Annotated in this window: 18 protein-coding genes; 9 read left to right on the top strand and 9 right to left on the bottom strand. The window is 66.0% G+C overall.

From position 1 onward, the window contains the following. Positions 1-93 precede the first annotated feature (93 nt). Complete coding sequence (gene aztD, locus AC1MCA_RS10530) at positions 94-1407, top strand: zinc metallochaperone AztD (RefSeq protein ID WP_479796739.1); 1314 nt, start codon at positions 94-96, stop codon at positions 1405-1407. A 111-nt stretch (positions 1408-1518) separates the two neighbouring features. Here aztD and AC1MCA_RS10535 read toward each other — a convergent pair whose 3' ends face one another. Next, positions 1519-1953 carry a DoxX family protein gene (locus AC1MCA_RS10535; protein WP_479796742.1) on the bottom strand — a complete coding sequence of 145 codons (435 nt, stop codon included), beginning with the start codon at positions 1951-1953 and terminating at the stop codon, positions 1519-1521. Between the two features lie 124 nt (positions 1954-2077). Between AC1MCA_RS10535 and AC1MCA_RS10540 the strand changes: the two genes are divergently transcribed. The 3 genes from AC1MCA_RS10540 to AC1MCA_RS10550 all read left to right on the top strand — a co-directional run bounded on the left by AC1MCA_RS10540 (position 2078) and on the right by AC1MCA_RS10550 (position 4545). Continuing rightward, the gene (locus AC1MCA_RS10540; protein WP_479796744.1) at positions 2078-3430 is read left to right on the top strand and encodes an MATE family efflux transporter; all 1353 of its coding nucleotides are present in this window, start codon (positions 2078-2080) and stop codon (positions 3428-3430) included. A 25-nt stretch (positions 3431-3455) separates the two neighbouring features. Then, positions 3456-4052, top strand: coding sequence for a hypothetical protein (locus AC1MCA_RS10545; protein ID WP_479796746.1), 597 nt, complete (start codon positions 3456-3458; stop codon positions 4050-4052). A gap of 121 nt (positions 4053-4173) precedes the next feature. Further along, positions 4174-4545, top strand: a complete 372-nt coding sequence (locus AC1MCA_RS10550; RefSeq protein WP_479796749.1) for a hypothetical protein — start codon at positions 4174-4176, stop codon at positions 4543-4545. 15 nt (positions 4546-4560) lie between these two features. On the opposite strand, the gene AC1MCA_RS10555 is transcribed toward AC1MCA_RS10550, so the two are convergent. Continuing rightward, the gene (locus tag AC1MCA_RS10555; RefSeq protein WP_479796753.1) at positions 4561-5106 is read right to left on the bottom strand and encodes a CGNR zinc finger domain-containing protein; all 546 of its coding nucleotides are present in this window, start codon (positions 5104-5106) and stop codon (positions 4561-4563) included. A gap of 71 nt (positions 5107-5177) precedes the next feature. Here AC1MCA_RS10555 and AC1MCA_RS10560 point away from each other — a divergent pair, with 71 nt between their 5' ends. After that, the gene (locus AC1MCA_RS10560) at positions 5178-6182 is read left to right on the top strand and encodes an EamA family transporter (RefSeq protein WP_479796756.1); all 1005 of its coding nucleotides are present in this window, start codon (positions 5178-5180) and stop codon (positions 6180-6182) included. Positions 6183-6319: 137 nt separating this feature from the next. Here the strand turns inward: AC1MCA_RS10560 and AC1MCA_RS10565 are convergent, their stop codons facing one another. Next, the gene (locus tag AC1MCA_RS10565; RefSeq protein WP_479796757.1) at positions 6320-6583 is read right to left on the bottom strand and encodes a WXG100 family type VII secretion target; all 264 of its coding nucleotides are present in this window, start codon (positions 6581-6583) and stop codon (positions 6320-6322) included. Positions 6584-6786: 203 nt separating this feature from the next. Here AC1MCA_RS10565 and AC1MCA_RS10570 point away from each other — a divergent pair, with 203 nt between their 5' ends. Continuing rightward, the gene (locus AC1MCA_RS10570) at positions 6787-7059 is read left to right on the top strand and encodes a DUF2277 domain-containing protein (RefSeq protein ID WP_479796759.1); all 273 of its coding nucleotides are present in this window, start codon (positions 6787-6789) and stop codon (positions 7057-7059) included. Positions 7060-7092: 33 nt separating this feature from the next. Here the strand turns inward: AC1MCA_RS10570 and AC1MCA_RS10575 are convergent, their stop codons facing one another. From AC1MCA_RS10575 to AC1MCA_RS10600, 6 genes are all read right to left on the bottom strand, one after another. After that, the gene (locus AC1MCA_RS10575) at positions 7093-9471 is read right to left on the bottom strand and encodes a heavy metal translocating P-type ATPase (protein ID WP_479803358.1); all 2379 of its coding nucleotides are present in this window, start codon (positions 9469-9471) and stop codon (positions 7093-7095) included. An 88-nt stretch (positions 9472-9559) separates the two neighbouring features. Then, positions 9560-9784, bottom strand: a complete 225-nt coding sequence (locus tag AC1MCA_RS10580; protein ID WP_108597724.1) for a heavy-metal-associated domain-containing protein — start codon at positions 9782-9784, stop codon at positions 9560-9562. Between the two features lie 76 nt (positions 9785-9860). Further along, complete coding sequence (locus AC1MCA_RS10585) at positions 9861-10175, bottom strand: metal-sensitive transcriptional regulator (protein ID WP_479796760.1); 315 nt, start codon at positions 10173-10175, stop codon at positions 9861-9863. A gap of 313 nt (positions 10176-10488) precedes the next feature. Then, the gene (locus AC1MCA_RS10590; RefSeq protein ID WP_108597722.1) at positions 10489-11007 is read right to left on the bottom strand and encodes a universal stress protein; all 519 of its coding nucleotides are present in this window, start codon (positions 11005-11007) and stop codon (positions 10489-10491) included. Positions 11008-11069: 62 nt separating this feature from the next. Continuing rightward, positions 11070-11810, bottom strand: a complete 741-nt coding sequence (locus AC1MCA_RS10595; RefSeq protein WP_479796762.1) for a class F sortase — start codon at positions 11808-11810, stop codon at positions 11070-11072. A 112-nt stretch (positions 11811-11922) separates the two neighbouring features. Beyond that, the gene (locus AC1MCA_RS10600; RefSeq protein ID WP_479796764.1) at positions 11923-12441 is read right to left on the bottom strand and encodes a hypothetical protein; all 519 of its coding nucleotides are present in this window, start codon (positions 12439-12441) and stop codon (positions 11923-11925) included. Between the two features lie 400 nt (positions 12442-12841). On the opposite strand from AC1MCA_RS10600, the gene AC1MCA_RS10605 reads away from it, so the two are divergent. The 3 genes from AC1MCA_RS10605 (at position 12842) to AC1MCA_RS10615 (ending at position 14559) form a co-directional block, all read left to right on the top strand. After that, complete coding sequence (locus tag AC1MCA_RS10605; RefSeq protein WP_479796765.1) at positions 12842-13042, top strand: hypothetical protein; 201 nt, start codon at positions 12842-12844, stop codon at positions 13040-13042. 115 nt (positions 13043-13157) lie between these two features. After that, on the top strand, positions 13158-14279 hold the full coding sequence (locus AC1MCA_RS10610) for a WD40/YVTN/BNR-like repeat-containing protein (protein ID WP_479796767.1): 1122 nt from the start codon (positions 13158-13160) through the stop codon (positions 14277-14279). After that, positions 14272-14559 (top strand): MoaD/ThiS family protein, encoded by a 288-nt coding sequence (locus tag AC1MCA_RS10615; RefSeq protein ID WP_479796769.1) that lies wholly within the window; start codon positions 14272-14274, stop codon positions 14557-14559. The genes AC1MCA_RS10610 and AC1MCA_RS10615 overlap by 8 nt, the downstream gene beginning before the upstream one ends. Positions 14560-14571 lie beyond the last annotated feature (12 nt).

Here is a 14571-nt window from a genome sequence, read left to right on the forward strand (position 1 = left end):
TGAGCGCTTTGCCACCATGATCCCGGGATGTGGTGTAAACGCCCCCGGATGCCGTTGCGCATGTCGCTAATAATAATGAGTATCATTAGCGACATGATGAAATCCTCCCTGAATCTGTCTCCCACCAACCGCCATACCCTCGCGTTCCCGGCTATCCTCGCGGCCTCCTTGCTTCTGCTTTCAGGCTGCGGAGCTGCTCCCGGCGAGAGCGCCCTCCCGCCGTCGGGGGCCGCCGCCGGCAGCAATCCAACCGGAGGCGGGGGTGAGGCAAAGGAGTCCCGTGCGCCGGTCCCGCGCCTGGTCCTGACCCATTCGGCCGGAGTGTCTGTCCTGGATGCCAAAACCCTGGAAACTGTTGCTGAGGTGCCGCTTGAGGGCTTCAACAGGTTGAGCCAGGCGGGCGACGGCAGGCATGTGCTGATCTCGTCGGGAGATGCTTTCCGCGTGTTCGATTCCGGCGTGTGGACCGAGCGGCACGGGGACCACGGCCACTCCTATGCCGGCCCGCCGCAGCTGACGGACCGCGCTTTTGATGCCAGCGAGGCGGGCCATGTGGTCACCCACGCGAAGCGGACAGCACTCTTCAGTGACGGGACAGGGAAAGTGGAGATCTTTGACCCTGCCACCCTCTCGGATGCGCTCAAGACCGGGTTGCCGGCAACCACCGCCTACACCGCGCCCGAGGCCCACCATGGCGTCGCCGTCACGCTGGAGGGCGGACAGTTGCTTGCGACGCTGGGCAATGACGAGGGGCGCAGCGGCCTGGTGCTGCTGGCTGCTCCGGCCGGGGAAACCCAGGAGCGTGCGGAACTGCTCCGCAACGAGGACTGCCCCGGCGTGCACGGTGAGGCGGTTGCGGCCGGTGCAACAGTGGTGGTGGGCTGCGAAGACGGCATGCTGGTCTACCGGGACGGGGCCTTCACCAAGGTTGCGAGTCCTGACCCGTACGGCCGGATGGGTAACCAGGCCGGAAGCCCCGCGTCCCCGGTGATTCTCGGCGACTACAAGGTGGACCGGGACGCCGGGCTGGAGCGGCCCACCCGGATTTCACTGGTGGATACCGCCACCGGCACGCTGCAGCTCGTGGACCTGGGGGCCAGTTACTCCTTCCGCTCCCTGGGCCGCGGTCCGGCCGGGGAGGCGCTGGTCTTGGGGACGGACGGCGCACTGCACACCATTGATCCGGTCTCGGGCGTTGAGACTGGTTCGGTTCCGGTGGTTCCTGCCTGGGAGGAACCGGAGATCTGGCAGGATCCACGTCCCACTCTGTTCGTTCAGGGATCAACGGCCTACGTCACCGAGCCGGCCGGCTCGAAGATCCACGCCGTGGACCTCACGTCCGGCAGGGTAGTGAAGAGCGGCGAACTGCGGCATGTTCCCAATGAGCTGACGGGCGTCACTGGCTAGGGGCGCCGATCACGCCCGGGCGGATCACCAAGGCTTTTTAACCCCCGACGGCGGACACGCACCTGGGTGCCTGTCCGCCGTCGGGCGTTATATCTGTTGCAGGGGTGCCCTCTAGGCGAGGACGGCCAGCCGGGAGTTCTTGCGGCCGAACAGTGCCCGGTCCACGGAAACGCGGCCGGCGCCCGTCAGTGCGAGGGCCAGGGCTGCGGCGGCCAGCAGCAGGACCAGCTCATAGCCGCCCTTGTCTGCGAAGACGCCGGCGGGGGCGTGGACCAGGAACAGGGCGCCCAGCATGTTCAGGGCCAGGAGTGCTGCGACGATCCGGGTCAGCACGCCCAGGATCAGGGCGATGCCGCCGGCCAGTTCGAGGCCGGCGACCAGGGGAGCAGAGATCTGGGCTGCGGGGACGCCCATCTGGGCGAAGGCGGCCTGGGTGCCGGCGACAGTCCATTCGTTGAACTTCTGCCAGCCGTGGGCGGCGAAGAGGAAGCCGAGGATAATGCGCAGGACGGTGATGGCGGTGGTGGTAAGGCGTGACTGGTTCATATAAAGAGTTTCACTGATCATTAGTTGAAGTGTCAACTAATGCCGTGTGATTGTGTTCCATGTCATGACTCGGGACGTCACGTAAGCCGAACGTCAGCCGGGCAGGCCGCACTAGGCTGTCCCTGTGTCCCGTCAACCCGCTCCCGCTGCCCTGAAGAAGCCGGCCGGCCAGTCCCGGGAGATCCTCCGGCTTGCCGTTCCGGCGTTTGGCGCACTGATCGCCGAGCCGCTCTTCCTCCTGGCCGATTCCGCCATTGTGGGCCACCTTGGGGTTGCCCAGTTGGCCGGTGTGGGGCTGGCGTCCGCAGTGCTGCACAGCGCCGTCGGGCTGATGGTGTTCCTTGCCTATTCCACCACTCCGGCGGTGGCCCGGGCGGTTGGCCATGGCCAGCTGGGAAAGGCGCTCGCTGCAGGGCGCGACGGCGTCTGGCTGGCAATGCTGCTGGGCATCGCCCTTGCCGTTGCCGGCTTTTGGGCCGCTGAACCGCTGGTAACCCTGATGGGCGCGGAAGGCGACGTACGGTCCTACGCCACCGACTACCTCCGGTGGTCCATGCCCGGCCTGGTGGCAATGCTGCTCATCTTTGCCGGCACCGGTGTCCTCCGCGGACTGCAGGACACCAGGACGCCGCTGGTGGTCGCCACCGCCGGCTTTGCCCTGAACATTGTCCTGAACCTTTGGCTCGTCTATGGCCTGGACTGGTCAGTGGCGGGCTCGGCCGCGGGCACCAGCCTGGCGCAGTGGGCCATGGCTGCGGTCTATCTGATGATGGTCCAGCGGAACGCCGCCCGCCATGGCATCAGCCTGTGGCCGGACTGGCGCGGAGTCCGGGCCATGACCCGCGTGGGCTCGTGGCTGATGCTCCGCACGCTGAGCCTGCGCATCGCCATCCTGGCCACAGTGTTTGTGGTGACGGGACAGGGCGCCGTAAATCTCGCCGCACACCAGCTCGCCATGACCATCTTCTCCTTCCTCGCTTTTGCCCTGGACGCCCTTGCCATCGCCGCGCAGGCGTTGATCGGCAAGGAACTGGGGGCTTCCCATCCCCAGCGTGCCCGGCTCCTGACCCGGACCATGATCCGCTGGGGCGCCGGATTCGGAGTGGTCACCGGTGTCCTGCTGGCTGTAGCCGCGCCGTGGGTTGGCGCGCTGTTCACGGCTGACGCAGGAGTCCAATCCGCCCTGACGTATGCCCTGTGGATCCTGGCCGCCGGCCAGCCCATCGCCGGCTACGTCTTTGTCCTCGACGGCGTGCTGATCGGCGCCGGGGATGCCAGGTACCTGGCGGTGGCGGGGGTCGCCAACCTGGCGGTCTATGCGCCCCTGCTCGCAACTGTGGCCCTCACCGGTATCTCCTCGGCTGCAGGACTCGCCTGGCTCTGGGCCGCGTTTGCCCTCGGTTACATGAGTGCCCGGGCAGTGACCCTGGGGACGCGGGCCCGGTCCGACCGCTGGATGGTGCTGGGTTCGCCCTAGGGCGCACGGCCACTAAACTGGACCGGTGAACCCGAACCCACCTCTGACACCCGCCGGCACCGCTGCAGAAACCGCCAGGCAGGCTGACCTGTGGAAGCCGGTACTGCTGCGGGCCCTTGCCGCCCTGGCCTTCGGAGCTCTGACCATCTTCTGGCCCGGACCGTCCGTTGAGGTCATGGGCTTTGCCGGCGGCCTGTACCTACTGGCCACGGGTGTATTGCTCCTCTGGGGACTCCCGAAGACAGGCTTCGCACGCGACGGGGCGCCCGGCAAAATCCTTTCCGCCGGAGGGGCTGCGCTGACGGGTGCCGGTGCTGCCGCAGTGCTGCTTCACGGGGACGGCGTCTTCGGGACTGTCGCGGCACTGGGCCTCGGAATCGCGGGGGCCACGGAACTGTACTGCGGGCTCCGGCACCGCGGGCGGCACGTGCTGGCCCGGGACTGGGTGGCATCAGGAATCATCGGTCTGGGCACCGCGGCTTCACTGCCCTTTTTCATCAGCCTGGGAGCCCACGCCCTGCTCGGTGTCGCCGGTGGCGGGGCCATCATCTCCGGGGTTCTGTGGATACTGTCCGGGCTGAGCCTGAGGCACGATTCCCGGCCTGCCCTCCCGAAGCCGTAAACTAGAAGCGAACGGGTTCTACCCGGCGTAGAAATGCCGCAGTGCCCCACCGGTTATCCGCGGGCCACCGCATACATCAGACCAGCAGCCCTCCGGCGTGGCTGGAGGAGAGGAACTTACCTTGGCAGACCAAAAACCAGGAAAACCGCGCAACCTGCGGACCTCGGTGAAGGGGCCGCTGATGTTCTCTGCGTTCTGGGCCGCCCTCGCTTTTGTGGCCGTTCTGGTCTTCGCTTCCGGTGGCAGTGCCCGGACGCCGCGTTTCGATCTCGCTTTTACCGGCGCCGGAATCGCCTTCATCGTCACCCTGGTGATCGCCGCCATGCTCTCCATGAGCTACAAGGAAAACGCCGAACACCTGGGCAAGGGATCCGGTGTCAACCTGAGTTCAGCCAAGAATGCTTCGCACGGCTTCGGTGCCCGCGGACAGGACCGGCCAGGCGGAACGCCCGAGGCGCCTGACGCGGACAGCCAGGGAACCGGCAACCCTTAAGTCCCGCGGGCCGGCTCAGCCGGTTGTGACCCTTCGCGCGCGATAGGCAGCAACATGCGCGCGGTTGGCGCAGTTCCCGGTATCGCAATACCGCTTGGAACGGTTTCGGCTGAGGTCCAGCACCACGGCGTCGCAGTCAGCAGCCGCACATACCAGCATGCGGTCCATCTCCTTGCTGCGGATGACGTCCGCAAGGGCCATGGCAGCCTCTGTCCCCATCCGCTCGGCCAGGGGTGCCTCCCTGGTGGTGGCGTGCAGATGCCAGTCCCACCCGTCGTGCTTTATCAGCTGGGGAAGGGCGTTGGCCTCCCGCAACAGGCTGTTGACCGTAGCTACTGCCATGTCCTCGTCGGCGGTCCATAGTTCCGTCAGGCGGCTCCGGAGTTCCCGGACACTGGCTACCTCGGCCTCTTCTCCCGTACGGGACCCGCTGAACCCCTCCGTCTCAAGGAACCCGTCCAGGTCGGCCACGGTGACCAACATTTCCCTTCCGGTTGCTGCAGTGTTGATCAGGTTGACCACGGTGCGCAGGGCGATCTCAGTGTCAGGGGCAAAGACCATCTTGACTCCTTACTAGGGGCGGGCGTAATGTCAGGACCATTACCCCACTTTACTCCTGACAGGAGGTCACGGTGCCTGCCGCCCGCAATCCCGTAGCCGTGCGTTCGATCCTTGGCTCCGGCCTGGGCATCGCGCTGTTCTCTTCGGCAGTCTTCGGACTTTCCGGATCCTTCGCCAAAGCCCTCCTGGAGACAGGCTGGTCACCGGGCGCTGCCGTCACCGCGCGCCTGACCGGGGCCGCGCTGATCCTGGCGGTCCCTGCCGTCCTGTCATTGCGGGGCCGCTGGCACCAGTTGCGGGACAACTGGGTCACCATTGGCCTGTTTGGGCTGATCGGGGTGGCCGCGTGCCAACTGTTCTACTTCAACGCCGTGGCCCGGCTCTCCGTGGGTGTGGCCCTGTTGCTCGAATACCTGGCCCCCGTCCTCATCGTGTTGTGGCTCTGGGCTGCGAGCAGGAAAAGGCCACGGGCCTCCACGTTCGCCGGAACACTCCTGTCCCTGGCCGGCCTGGTCCTGGTGCTGGACTTCACCGGAGCCGTCAAAATCGACCTCATCGGGGTCCTCTGGGGCATGGCCGCGGCGGTCTGCCTCGCCATCTACTTCTTCATCACGGCGAAGGAGAACGAATCGCTGCCGCCCATCGTGCTCGCATCCGTCGGGCTGATGGTGGGTGCAGCCGTGATGTGGCTGACCGCAGCCACGGGCCTGCTTCCCATGGCGTTCAGCACCGCGGATACGAGGCTTGGACCCTGGATCACGCCCTGGTGGGTTTCCCTGGCCGGCCTGATCATCCTCGCCACGGTCCTGGCCTACGTCTCCGGCATCATGGCGGCCCGCGCCCTCGGATCCAAGGTGGCTTCTTTCGTGTCGCTGACCGAGGTGTTGTTCGCCGTCATCTGGGCGTGGCTGCTCCTGGGTGAACTCCCCGGTGCCATCCAGCTGCTGGGCGGAGTGCTCATTGTGGGCGGCGTCATCCTGGTCCGGCTCGATGAGCTGCGCGGGGACGGCGGAACGTCCAATGCCAGGAAGGCTGCCGCGCTGGACCACGCGAACGACGTCGAACCCGTCCCGTAGGGCCGGCACGCCCGGTGGGCGGACATTCGTCCCCGACGCCAGGGGGCCTGTTGATGCGGAAGCGCCTGTTAAACGCCGGAGGGCCCGGACACTGTGCTGTGTCCGGACCCTTGCGGTGAATGCTTGGGCGCTACTGGCTAGCGTGAAGCCTGGTCCTGCTCGTTGGCGTTCTTGGTGGCCTTCGTGCCGGCGTCCTTCAGGGCCTGGATGACCTGGTTCAGGGCGCTCGTGTGGGTGCCGTGCCATTCGCTGCGGAAGTGCTTGGCGTCCGGGCCTTCCCAGGTGGTGCTGTCCAGGAGGCGTCCGAGGTTGGTCCGCTGCTGCTCGATCTGGTCAGCACCGTTCTGCAGCTTGGTGCCGAGGGTCCTGAGCTGCTCTACATCTGCGCCCCAAATAGCCATCTGTGTTCTCCTCATTTTCTTGGATCCGAACGGTGTCGGCATCCCCAGCGGCCTCCGGCTCATCCGGAAGATCCATTACCTAGAACCTATCCCGGCCCCCAAACATAGTCGATGGGGACCGCTGCCCATACAGTCCTGCCCATGCACACCTGTGTCACGGGCAGGGGGTCGATCCCAGGCGCTCCAGAGCCTAGCATGGCAATATGTGCCGGAATATTCGAACCCTCCACAACTTTGAGCCGCACGCCACCTCCGAAGAGGTGCACGCCGCCGCGCTGCAGTACGTGCGCAAGATCAGCGGAAGCACGAAGCCGTCCAAGGCCAACGAGGACGCTTTCGAAGAGGCGGTGCACGAGATCGCCCACATCACCCAACACCTGCTGGACTCGCTGGTCTCCCATTCGCCGGCCAAGGACCGGGACGAAGAGGCTGCCAAAGCCAAGGCCCGTGCCGCGGTCCGCTTCGGCACTGCCTGAGCGCACCGGACAAGCGCGGGCGCTTCGACGCCGTTACTTGCCGAAGCTCCGGAGCCGGAGCGAGTTCGCTACCACCAGTACTGAACTGGCAGCCATCGCAGCTCCCGCGATCATGGGGTTCAGAAGCCCCAGGGCAGCCACCGGAATGCCGATGGCGTTATAGAAGAACGCCCAGAACAGGTTGGTCTTGATGGTGGCCAGTGTCCGGCGCGACAATTCGATAGCCTGCGCCACCTGGCCCAGATCGTTGCCCATCACCGTGAGGTCAGCCGCTTCGATGGCTACATCGGTACCTGAACCCATGGCGATGCCCAGGTCCGCCTGCGCCAGGGCGGCCGCATCATTCACACCGTCGCCGGCCATGGCCACGACTGCGCCGGCCGCCTGAAGCGTGCGGACGGCTTCGACCTTTCCGGCGGGCAGGACGCCTGCGTAGACGTCATCGGGGGAAATGCCGACGGCGGCGGCCACCTGCTGCGCCACTGCCGCGTTGTCACCGGTCAGCAGGACAGGACGCAAGCCCAGCTCTTTCAGCCTGGCGATGGCCACAGCGGAACCCGGCTTGATGGTGTCGCGGAGGCTGATGATGCCCGAAGGCGCGCCGTTCACAGCCACCCAGATAGCGGTGGCGCCGGTCCTTTCCGCCGCCGCGAGGGCCTGCTGCTGGCTTGCCGACACGCGGATTCCATTTTCTGTGAGCCAGCCGGTCCGGCCCGCCAGGACAACCTGCCCTTCCACGGTTCCTTCGACACCGCCGCCCGGCGCTGAACGGAAGTTTTCGACGGCGGGCGGGCGCCCGCCGTCGAACGCGGCAGCCGCTATCGCGTGCGCGATCGGATGCTCCGACGCTGCTTCAACAGCCCCGGCGAGGCGCAGCACGTCCCGCTGCTGGTAGCCGTCGAAAACCATGGTGTTGTCGACGGCGAGCTTGCCACTGGTCACGGTCCCCGTCTTGTCGAGCAGGATGGTGTCCACGGTGCGGGTGTCTTCCAGGACCTGGGGACCCTTGATCAGGATGCCCAGTTGGGCCCCGCGGCCGGTTCCGGTGAGCAGCCCCACCGGGGTAGCCAGGCCCAACGCGCAGGGGCAGGCGATGACCAGGACGGCAACTGCCGCTGTAAAGGCTGCACGGAGTTCGGAACCTTCAACCGCGGGGCCGCTGAAGGCCAGCCACAACGCGAAGGTGAGCACAGCGATGACCAGCACCACAGGGACGAAGACGGCGCTGATCCTGTCCGCGAGGCGGGCAATGGGTGCCTTGCCGGTTTGTGCCTGCGAGACCAGCCGTGCCATCTGGGCAAGTGTTGTTTCCGAGCCCACCCGCGTGGCACGGACCAGAAGGCGGCCGGACGTGTTGATGGTGGCCCCGGTGACCTTGCTCTGCGGCCCCACCTCCACGGGAACTGACTCGCCGGTCAACAAGGAGGCATCCACGGCGGAACTTCCATCGATCACCACCCCATCGGTGGCGATCTTCTCACCCGGCCGGACCACCACAATGTCCCCCACCCGGAGCCGGTCAGCCGGGACTTTGTGTTCGGCGCCGTCGCGCAGCACGGTGGCGTCCTTCGCGCCGAGGTTCAGCAACGCCCTCAGGGCATCGCCCGCCTTCTGCTTGGCGTTGGCCTCCAGGAAGCGCCCCAGGAGCAGGAAAGTAGTGACCACGGCGGCCACTTCAAAGTACAGGGCGCCGGATTCCATTCCGGCCATGCCAGGGTGCTCGGTCATGCGGGGATCGATCGCCAGCTGCCACACACTGAAGAGGTAGGCCGCCGAGACGCCGATGGAGACCAGGGTGTCCATGGTGGAGGCAAGATGGCGCGCATTGATGGCCGCAGCCCGGTGGAACGGCCACGCTGCCCAGCTGACCACCGGAAGAGCCAGCAAACCCGCAACCCAACCCCAGTTCGGGAACTGCAGGGCGGGGATCATCGAGATCAGGAAAACGGGCAGTGTCAGGGCGGCCGCCACGATCAGGCGCGGCCTCAATTGGGAAGCAGCGTGGGACATGTGGTCACGTTGGGCGCCGGCTCCGGCACCATGCTCCGCGTGCTCGGTCGTTCCTCCCCGCTGGCCCCCTTGCCTCGCGAGCCCGGCCAGGAAACCCTGCCCCCGTGGGCCCACCTTAGACGCACGCTTCCGCATACCACCGGAATCGGCGCCGGGGTCGCCGTCCGTAACGCCGCCCCCCGCGTGGTCCTCGAACTCGCCGGCGTGGTGTTCGGGCGTCGGGTGGTGGCGGAGTTTAGCCGTGTAGCCGATGGCGTTGACTGTGTCCACGATCTGCTGGTCCGTAATGGCGGCCGGTACCGTGACCTGGGCGGATTCGAGGGGGAGGTTGACTGATGCCTGGACGCCGTCGAGCTTGCCGAGTTTCCGTTCCACCCGGTTGACGCAGGAGGCACACGTCATGCCTTCGATGTCCAGTTCAAGGACCCTTGTTCCGGCCGGTTGCTGAAGGTGGTCTGTGCTCACTGCGGGCTCCCGGATGTTCAGGTTCCTACGCCTCGTTGGCGATAACCAGGTAGCCGGCCTCGGCCACGGCTTCACCGATCTCGGACGGCGAGAGTTCCTCGGTTGAGGTGATGGTCACGGTGGAGATGCCGCCGGCGTTGAGGTCGACGTCGACAGCTTCAACGCCGGCGAGTGACTCAAGTTCTTCACTGACGGAGGACACGCAGTGTCCGCAGGTCATTCCCGAAACGCTGACGGTGGTGGTGCTCATGGCTTGCTCCTTTGTTGGTGCCCGCGGGTGGCTGGCACTGGCTTGTGTTGTTCCTGGCTGGTGTTGTTGCCGGCCGTCAGCGCAGAAGACGGCCGATGGCCTCTGATGCCTCTTTGACCTTGGCGTCGATTGCTTCAGCACGGAGGCCGGCATCCGGTTCCGCAGCCGCCCCGACGACGCAGTGGCCGATATGTTCTTCCACCAGCCCCAGGCTCACCGCATGGAGTGCCTTGGTGACCGCGGCGACCTGCGTCAGGATGTCGATGCAGTACTTGTCCTCATCCACCATCCTGGCGATCCCGCGCACCTGGCCCTCGATGCGCTTGAGCCGGCGCAGGTACGCTTCCTTGTTCGCGGTATAACCGTGCACTGCTGCCTGGGTTGCTTCCATTTTTCCAAGCTATACCCCGTGGGGGTATCCGTCAAGTACCCCCTGGGGGTATCGAATCCGAGGGGGAGGGCCGGAAGCCGGCCGCCGTCACAAAGGGCACAAAAAAAGCTCCGGAGTGCGTTATTGGGGGATACGCACTCCGGAGCAGTCTTTGGGCAGATTCTCCCCGGAACTTTGGCCGGATCGCTCTGCTTGAACCAGCTTACTTGCCGGTATGGCTGACCGCTACCACCTCGAATAACTACTTTCGCTTTATTATTTCTGCCGCCGGAACCCGCTCCGGCAGGGGCCGCCGAAGCCTCAGCCTGCGTCCCTAGTCCCGGTCTTCATGCGCCGGCCGCCGGTAGGGAACCACCAGCACCGGCCTGCTTTGATGGTGGGCGAGCCACTGTCCCACAGAGCCGCTCAAGGCCTCGGCGATCCTGTGGGACAGCCCTTTCTCGGATGTTCCGACGATGATCATGGGGGCGTCGCCTTCCGCGGCCAGCCGGGCCAGGGCGCGGGCGGGATCTCCCGCCAGGGTCCTCAGGGTCCACTCGACCGGCGTGCCCCCCTGCGCGGCATCGGCGACTGCCCCTTCGATTTCCGCCTCGAGCCCGGCGGTCATCGCGCGGATGTCGTCACCGTTCTGGTCCGGGTGGAGGGAAAGGCGGTGGGCGGACCTGGCCGGATCCCATTCCACCAGGTAGCTGGCCTCATCCACGTAGGCGCACACCAAAGGCACAGACAGCCTGGCAGCCAGCGTTGCTGCCGTCTTCAGCACTTCCGGATGCTGGTTGGGCATCACTCCGACGAGGAGCGGGGCCGGGGCACTGAATCGTTCTGGAGTCATACGCCCATTCTTAGCCTGCATGCCGCCGCTTGAACAGAGCGCCGCGCGATGAGCCCGGCTTCCTATGGGCCGGTCGGTGACGCCGACACCACCACGTTCTTCCCCCACGGGTCTTCGGTATAGCAGCTGATCAGGACCACGCGGTTGGGAACCATGTCCCAGATGTCGCTGTCCTTGAGGCCGGACTTCAGGTAGGTGGTCACACTGTCCACGCGGTAGGCAATGGTGCCGGTTGCCGTGACGACGTCGAACACATCGCCCACCGAGGCGGCGGAGCTGAGGTGGTTGAACGGGGCATCCCGGCCCTCCCAGCTGTGCCCGATGATGTACGTGGTGTTGCCTGACCCGTTGCCCGGCGTCCCGAACGGAGTCAGCCAATACCCGTCCATCGTGGTGGGCGGAACGAGGGTCCGGCTGGATACTGCCGAGGAGTCCGGCTCCAAAGGGTGGATGGCTGTGTCGATTGCCGCTGAGGGATAAAGAACACGAAGGGGCGCCGAGGCATCGGGCAAAACGGGGTCAGCGGCACTTCCGGCCGCGCCAGGCAGGGGCTCACCCGCAGGTGCGGTCGTCTCGGGCGTGAGGGACAGTGGCCAGGGAACGGCCGGCGGCGTTGCGCGGGACGTGGTGAATGGTGCCGCCGCCGGCACGGCGGGCTCCGCGTGGTTGAGCAGGGGAGCGCCGAAGGTCAGGGAAAGGAAACCCAGGACGCCGCACAGCAGGATGGCAAAATCTCCACGGTTCAACCCGCGGCCCGGAAGGACACGGCCGAGGATGCCACGCTGGCCGGAATGCTTAGGCACGGTGCCCCCTTTGTTGGTCAGCCGGGTGTACCCCACGGCGGTGAGTGCGCCGAAGGCGCCCCGCCTCATACGGCGGGACGCCCTCGGTGTGAGTCCTCGAAAGCCGGTGGCGTCAGCCCGCCGTCGGCGATTCCGTGCCGGACCTGCGACGCATTGCCACCAGGGCACCGGCACCGAGCAGGACACCCAGCCCGGCCAGCCAGGTGGTGCTTTCGCCCGCCCCGCCCACCGAGGTCTGCGCGTTGTAGCCCTGGTTGGTGCCCTTGACAGCAGAGGCTGCTGCGGCGGGAACCTTTGCGGCTGCCTTAGGGGCGGCTGCCTTCGGAGCAGCCGCCTGTGGTGCCGGTGTCTGCGCAGCCGGTGTCTGCCCCGCCGGAACCACTGCCCCTGCAGGCGGTTCAACGATGGTGGGCGTCTCCGGAGTGACGATGACGGGCGTCTCCGGCGTGACAACAACGGGCGGCGGTGTGACCACAACGACCGGCGGAACCACGACCCCGCAGTTCTTGAAGCCATCGGCCTCGTTCCAGTTCAACCCCAAAGGCAGAAGATCGTACGGCTCGATGATGTCGTCCGGGTGCCCGCTGTGGCCGTTCGGCCCGCCAACGCCCTGAGGAGCCATGCTGGTCATGTTCCCCCCGTGACAGATCGACACAAGCTTTTCTTCCTTATTTTCGTTGTCCGCGGAGGCCGGTACAGCGACACTGAACAATGCCAGCCCCACGACCCCCAAAGTTGTGATGGCTCGTTTCATGATGTTTTCTCCCCAGTCTGTTGTGAAACGGACCATGCGGAGGGGTTAGCGACGGCTCTCGATGCCCCAACAGCATGGCCAGCTTGCTTATGACATCAGGCTAGGGGCGCAGATACGGCCCGGTCGCGAGTAGGAGGTACTCGTCTTTGCACGGCTTTGACCTGCGGCGATACCTGTATGTACCCGGAAGCGGGCTGGTAGTACTCGGATTGGCGGGCCCTTGAACGATGGCGGACCCGAGCCTAACGTTGGAGCATATGAAAGGTGCGTGAGGGTCATGGAAATCTTCATGTGGTGGCTGGATCTGAACCTGGACAGCAAGGAGTGGCTGCGGGAAAACCTTCGTGCGGAGGAGCTGCCGCTCCCTGTCCTGCAGGGCATCGCCGAAGCGGGCGGGCCCCACCCGGGCACGCCCGTCTCGGTCCTCACGGAGGCCGATTGGGACTTTATTGAGACCCAGTCAGAATTCGTGGACTGACGGGCAGCAGATGGACCAGCGCACCAGCCGCCGCGTTGCGCGCTGCCGGTCCACCTAGCGAAGTAAGTACACATAGCGAAGAAAAGCGTTGCGGCTGCCCGGCCGCGGTGGTTGCATGGGGTGCATGGCAACCGCAGAGAGTTTTGTCTTGGCAATCGGGACCAAAAAAGGCCTGTGGCTGGCCACCAGCCAGGACAGGCAGCAATGGTCCTTCTCCGGCCCGCATTTCCTGATGAGTGAAATTCCCAGCATCGCCATCGACACCCGGGACGGCCGTACGCGGATCATGGTGGGCGTCAGATCCGAGCACTGGGGCCCCACAGTTGCCCACTCCGATGACCTGGGTGCCACGTGGACCGAACCGGAGCAAGGGGCAATCACCTTTCCGGAGGATACCGGCGCAGCAGTGGAACGCATCTGGCAGATCTACCCTGACGCAGAGTCGCGGCCCGGCGTCGTCTGGGCCGGAGCCGAACCGATCTCCGTCTGGAAGTCCACCGATGGCGGCGAGCACTTCGAGCTTAACCGCGGGCTCTGGGACCACCCCCACCGCAGCGAATGGGGTGCCGGCTATGGCGGCGCTGCCGCCCACTCCATTGTGGTGAGCCCCGCCGGGGACAAGGTCCACGTTGCGATGAGTACCGGCGGGGTCTACCGCTCGCTCGACGGCGGAACCTCCTGGGAGCCCAGGAACAAGGGGATCTCGGCCTACTTCATGCCGGATCCCAACCCTGAATTCGGCCAGTGCGTCCACAAAATCGCCGCGGACGCCGCCGTCGACGGCAGGCTCTATGCGCAGAACCACCACGGCGTCTACCGCACGGACGATGACGGGGAAAACTGGAACTCCATCGCAGAAGGCCTGCCGGCCGATTTTGGTTTCGTGATGCTGACCCACCCGCGCCGCGAAGGAACTGCCTGGGTTGTCCCGCTGAAGGCCGACGGCGAGAGGATCCCGCCTGACGGAAAGCTTGCCGTGCACCGCACCGACGACGCCGGCGGCACCTGGAAGAGGCTGGATGCGGGACTGCCCGGGCACGAATACAACAGCGTCCTGCGCGACGCCGCCTCGGTGGATACGGCTGAACCGGCAGGCGTCTACTTCGGCACACGCGGCGGTACGGTATTCGCCAGCGCGGATGAGGGGGAAACCTTCCGCGAGGTGGCCTCGCATCTTCCCGACGTCCTGTGTGTCCGGGCCGCCGTACTCTCAGGGGCAGCTGTCAGCGGTGCCTGACATCAGTGTGGTGCTGCCCAGCGTCCTCCAGCCTCTGGCCGGCGGCCAGCCGGTACTGACTGCGCCTGCTGCCGGGCCGCTGACTGTGGCTTCGCTGCTGGATGCGGTCACCGGAGGTTACCCGGTGCTGGGCAGGCGCCTGCGTGACGAAACCGGTGCACTTCGCCGGTTCGTCAATATCTACGTGGACGGGGACGAAGTGCGCCGGCTCCACGGCCTGGACACCGAAGTGGCTCCGGGCCAGGAGGTGCTCATCATCCAGTCGGTGGCAGGGGGATAACTGACGGCAACG

Source organism: Arthrobacter sp. BK1 (assembly GCF_056680055.1).

Coding starts and splice junctions, on each gene's coding strand:
- aztD (WP_479796739.1), top strand. CDS start 94: ATGATGAAATCCTCCCTGAATCTGTCTCCCACCAACCGCCATACCCTC.
- AC1MCA_RS10535 (WP_479796742.1), bottom strand. CDS start 1,953: ATGAACCAGTCACGCCTTACCACCACCGCCATCACCGTCCTGCGCATT.
- AC1MCA_RS10555 (WP_479796753.1), bottom strand. CDS start 5,106: ATGGTCTTTGCCCCTGACACTGAGATCGCCCTGCGCACCGTGGTCAAC.
- AC1MCA_RS10565 (WP_479796757.1), bottom strand. CDS start 6,583: ATGGCTATTTGGGGCGCAGATGTAGAGCAGCTCAGGACCCTCGGCACC.
- AC1MCA_RS10570 (WP_479796759.1), top strand. CDS start 6,787: ATGTGCCGGAATATTCGAACCCTCCACAACTTTGAGCCGCACGCCACC.
- AC1MCA_RS10575 (WP_479803358.1), bottom strand. CDS start 9,471: ATGACGTGTGCCTCCTGCGTCAACCGGGTGGAACGGAAACTCGGCAAG.
- AC1MCA_RS10580 (WP_108597724.1), bottom strand. CDS start 9,784: ATGAGCACCACCACCGTCAGCGTTTCGGGAATGACCTGCGGACACTGC.
- AC1MCA_RS10585 (WP_479796760.1), bottom strand. CDS start 10,175: ATGGAAGCAACCCAGGCAGCAGTGCACGGTTATACCGCGAACAAGGAA.
- AC1MCA_RS10590 (WP_108597722.1), bottom strand. CDS start 11,007: ATGACTCCAGAACGATTCAGTGCCCCGGCCCCGCTCCTCGTCGGAGTG.
- AC1MCA_RS10600 (WP_479796764.1), bottom strand. CDS start 12,441: ATGACCAGCATGGCTCCTCAGGGCGTTGGCGGGCCGAACGGCCACAGC.
- AC1MCA_RS10605 (WP_479796765.1), top strand. CDS start 12,842: ATGGAAATCTTCATGTGGTGGCTGGATCTGAACCTGGACAGCAAGGAG.
- AC1MCA_RS10610 (WP_479796767.1), top strand. CDS start 13,158: ATGGGGTGCATGGCAACCGCAGAGAGTTTTGTCTTGGCAATCGGGACC.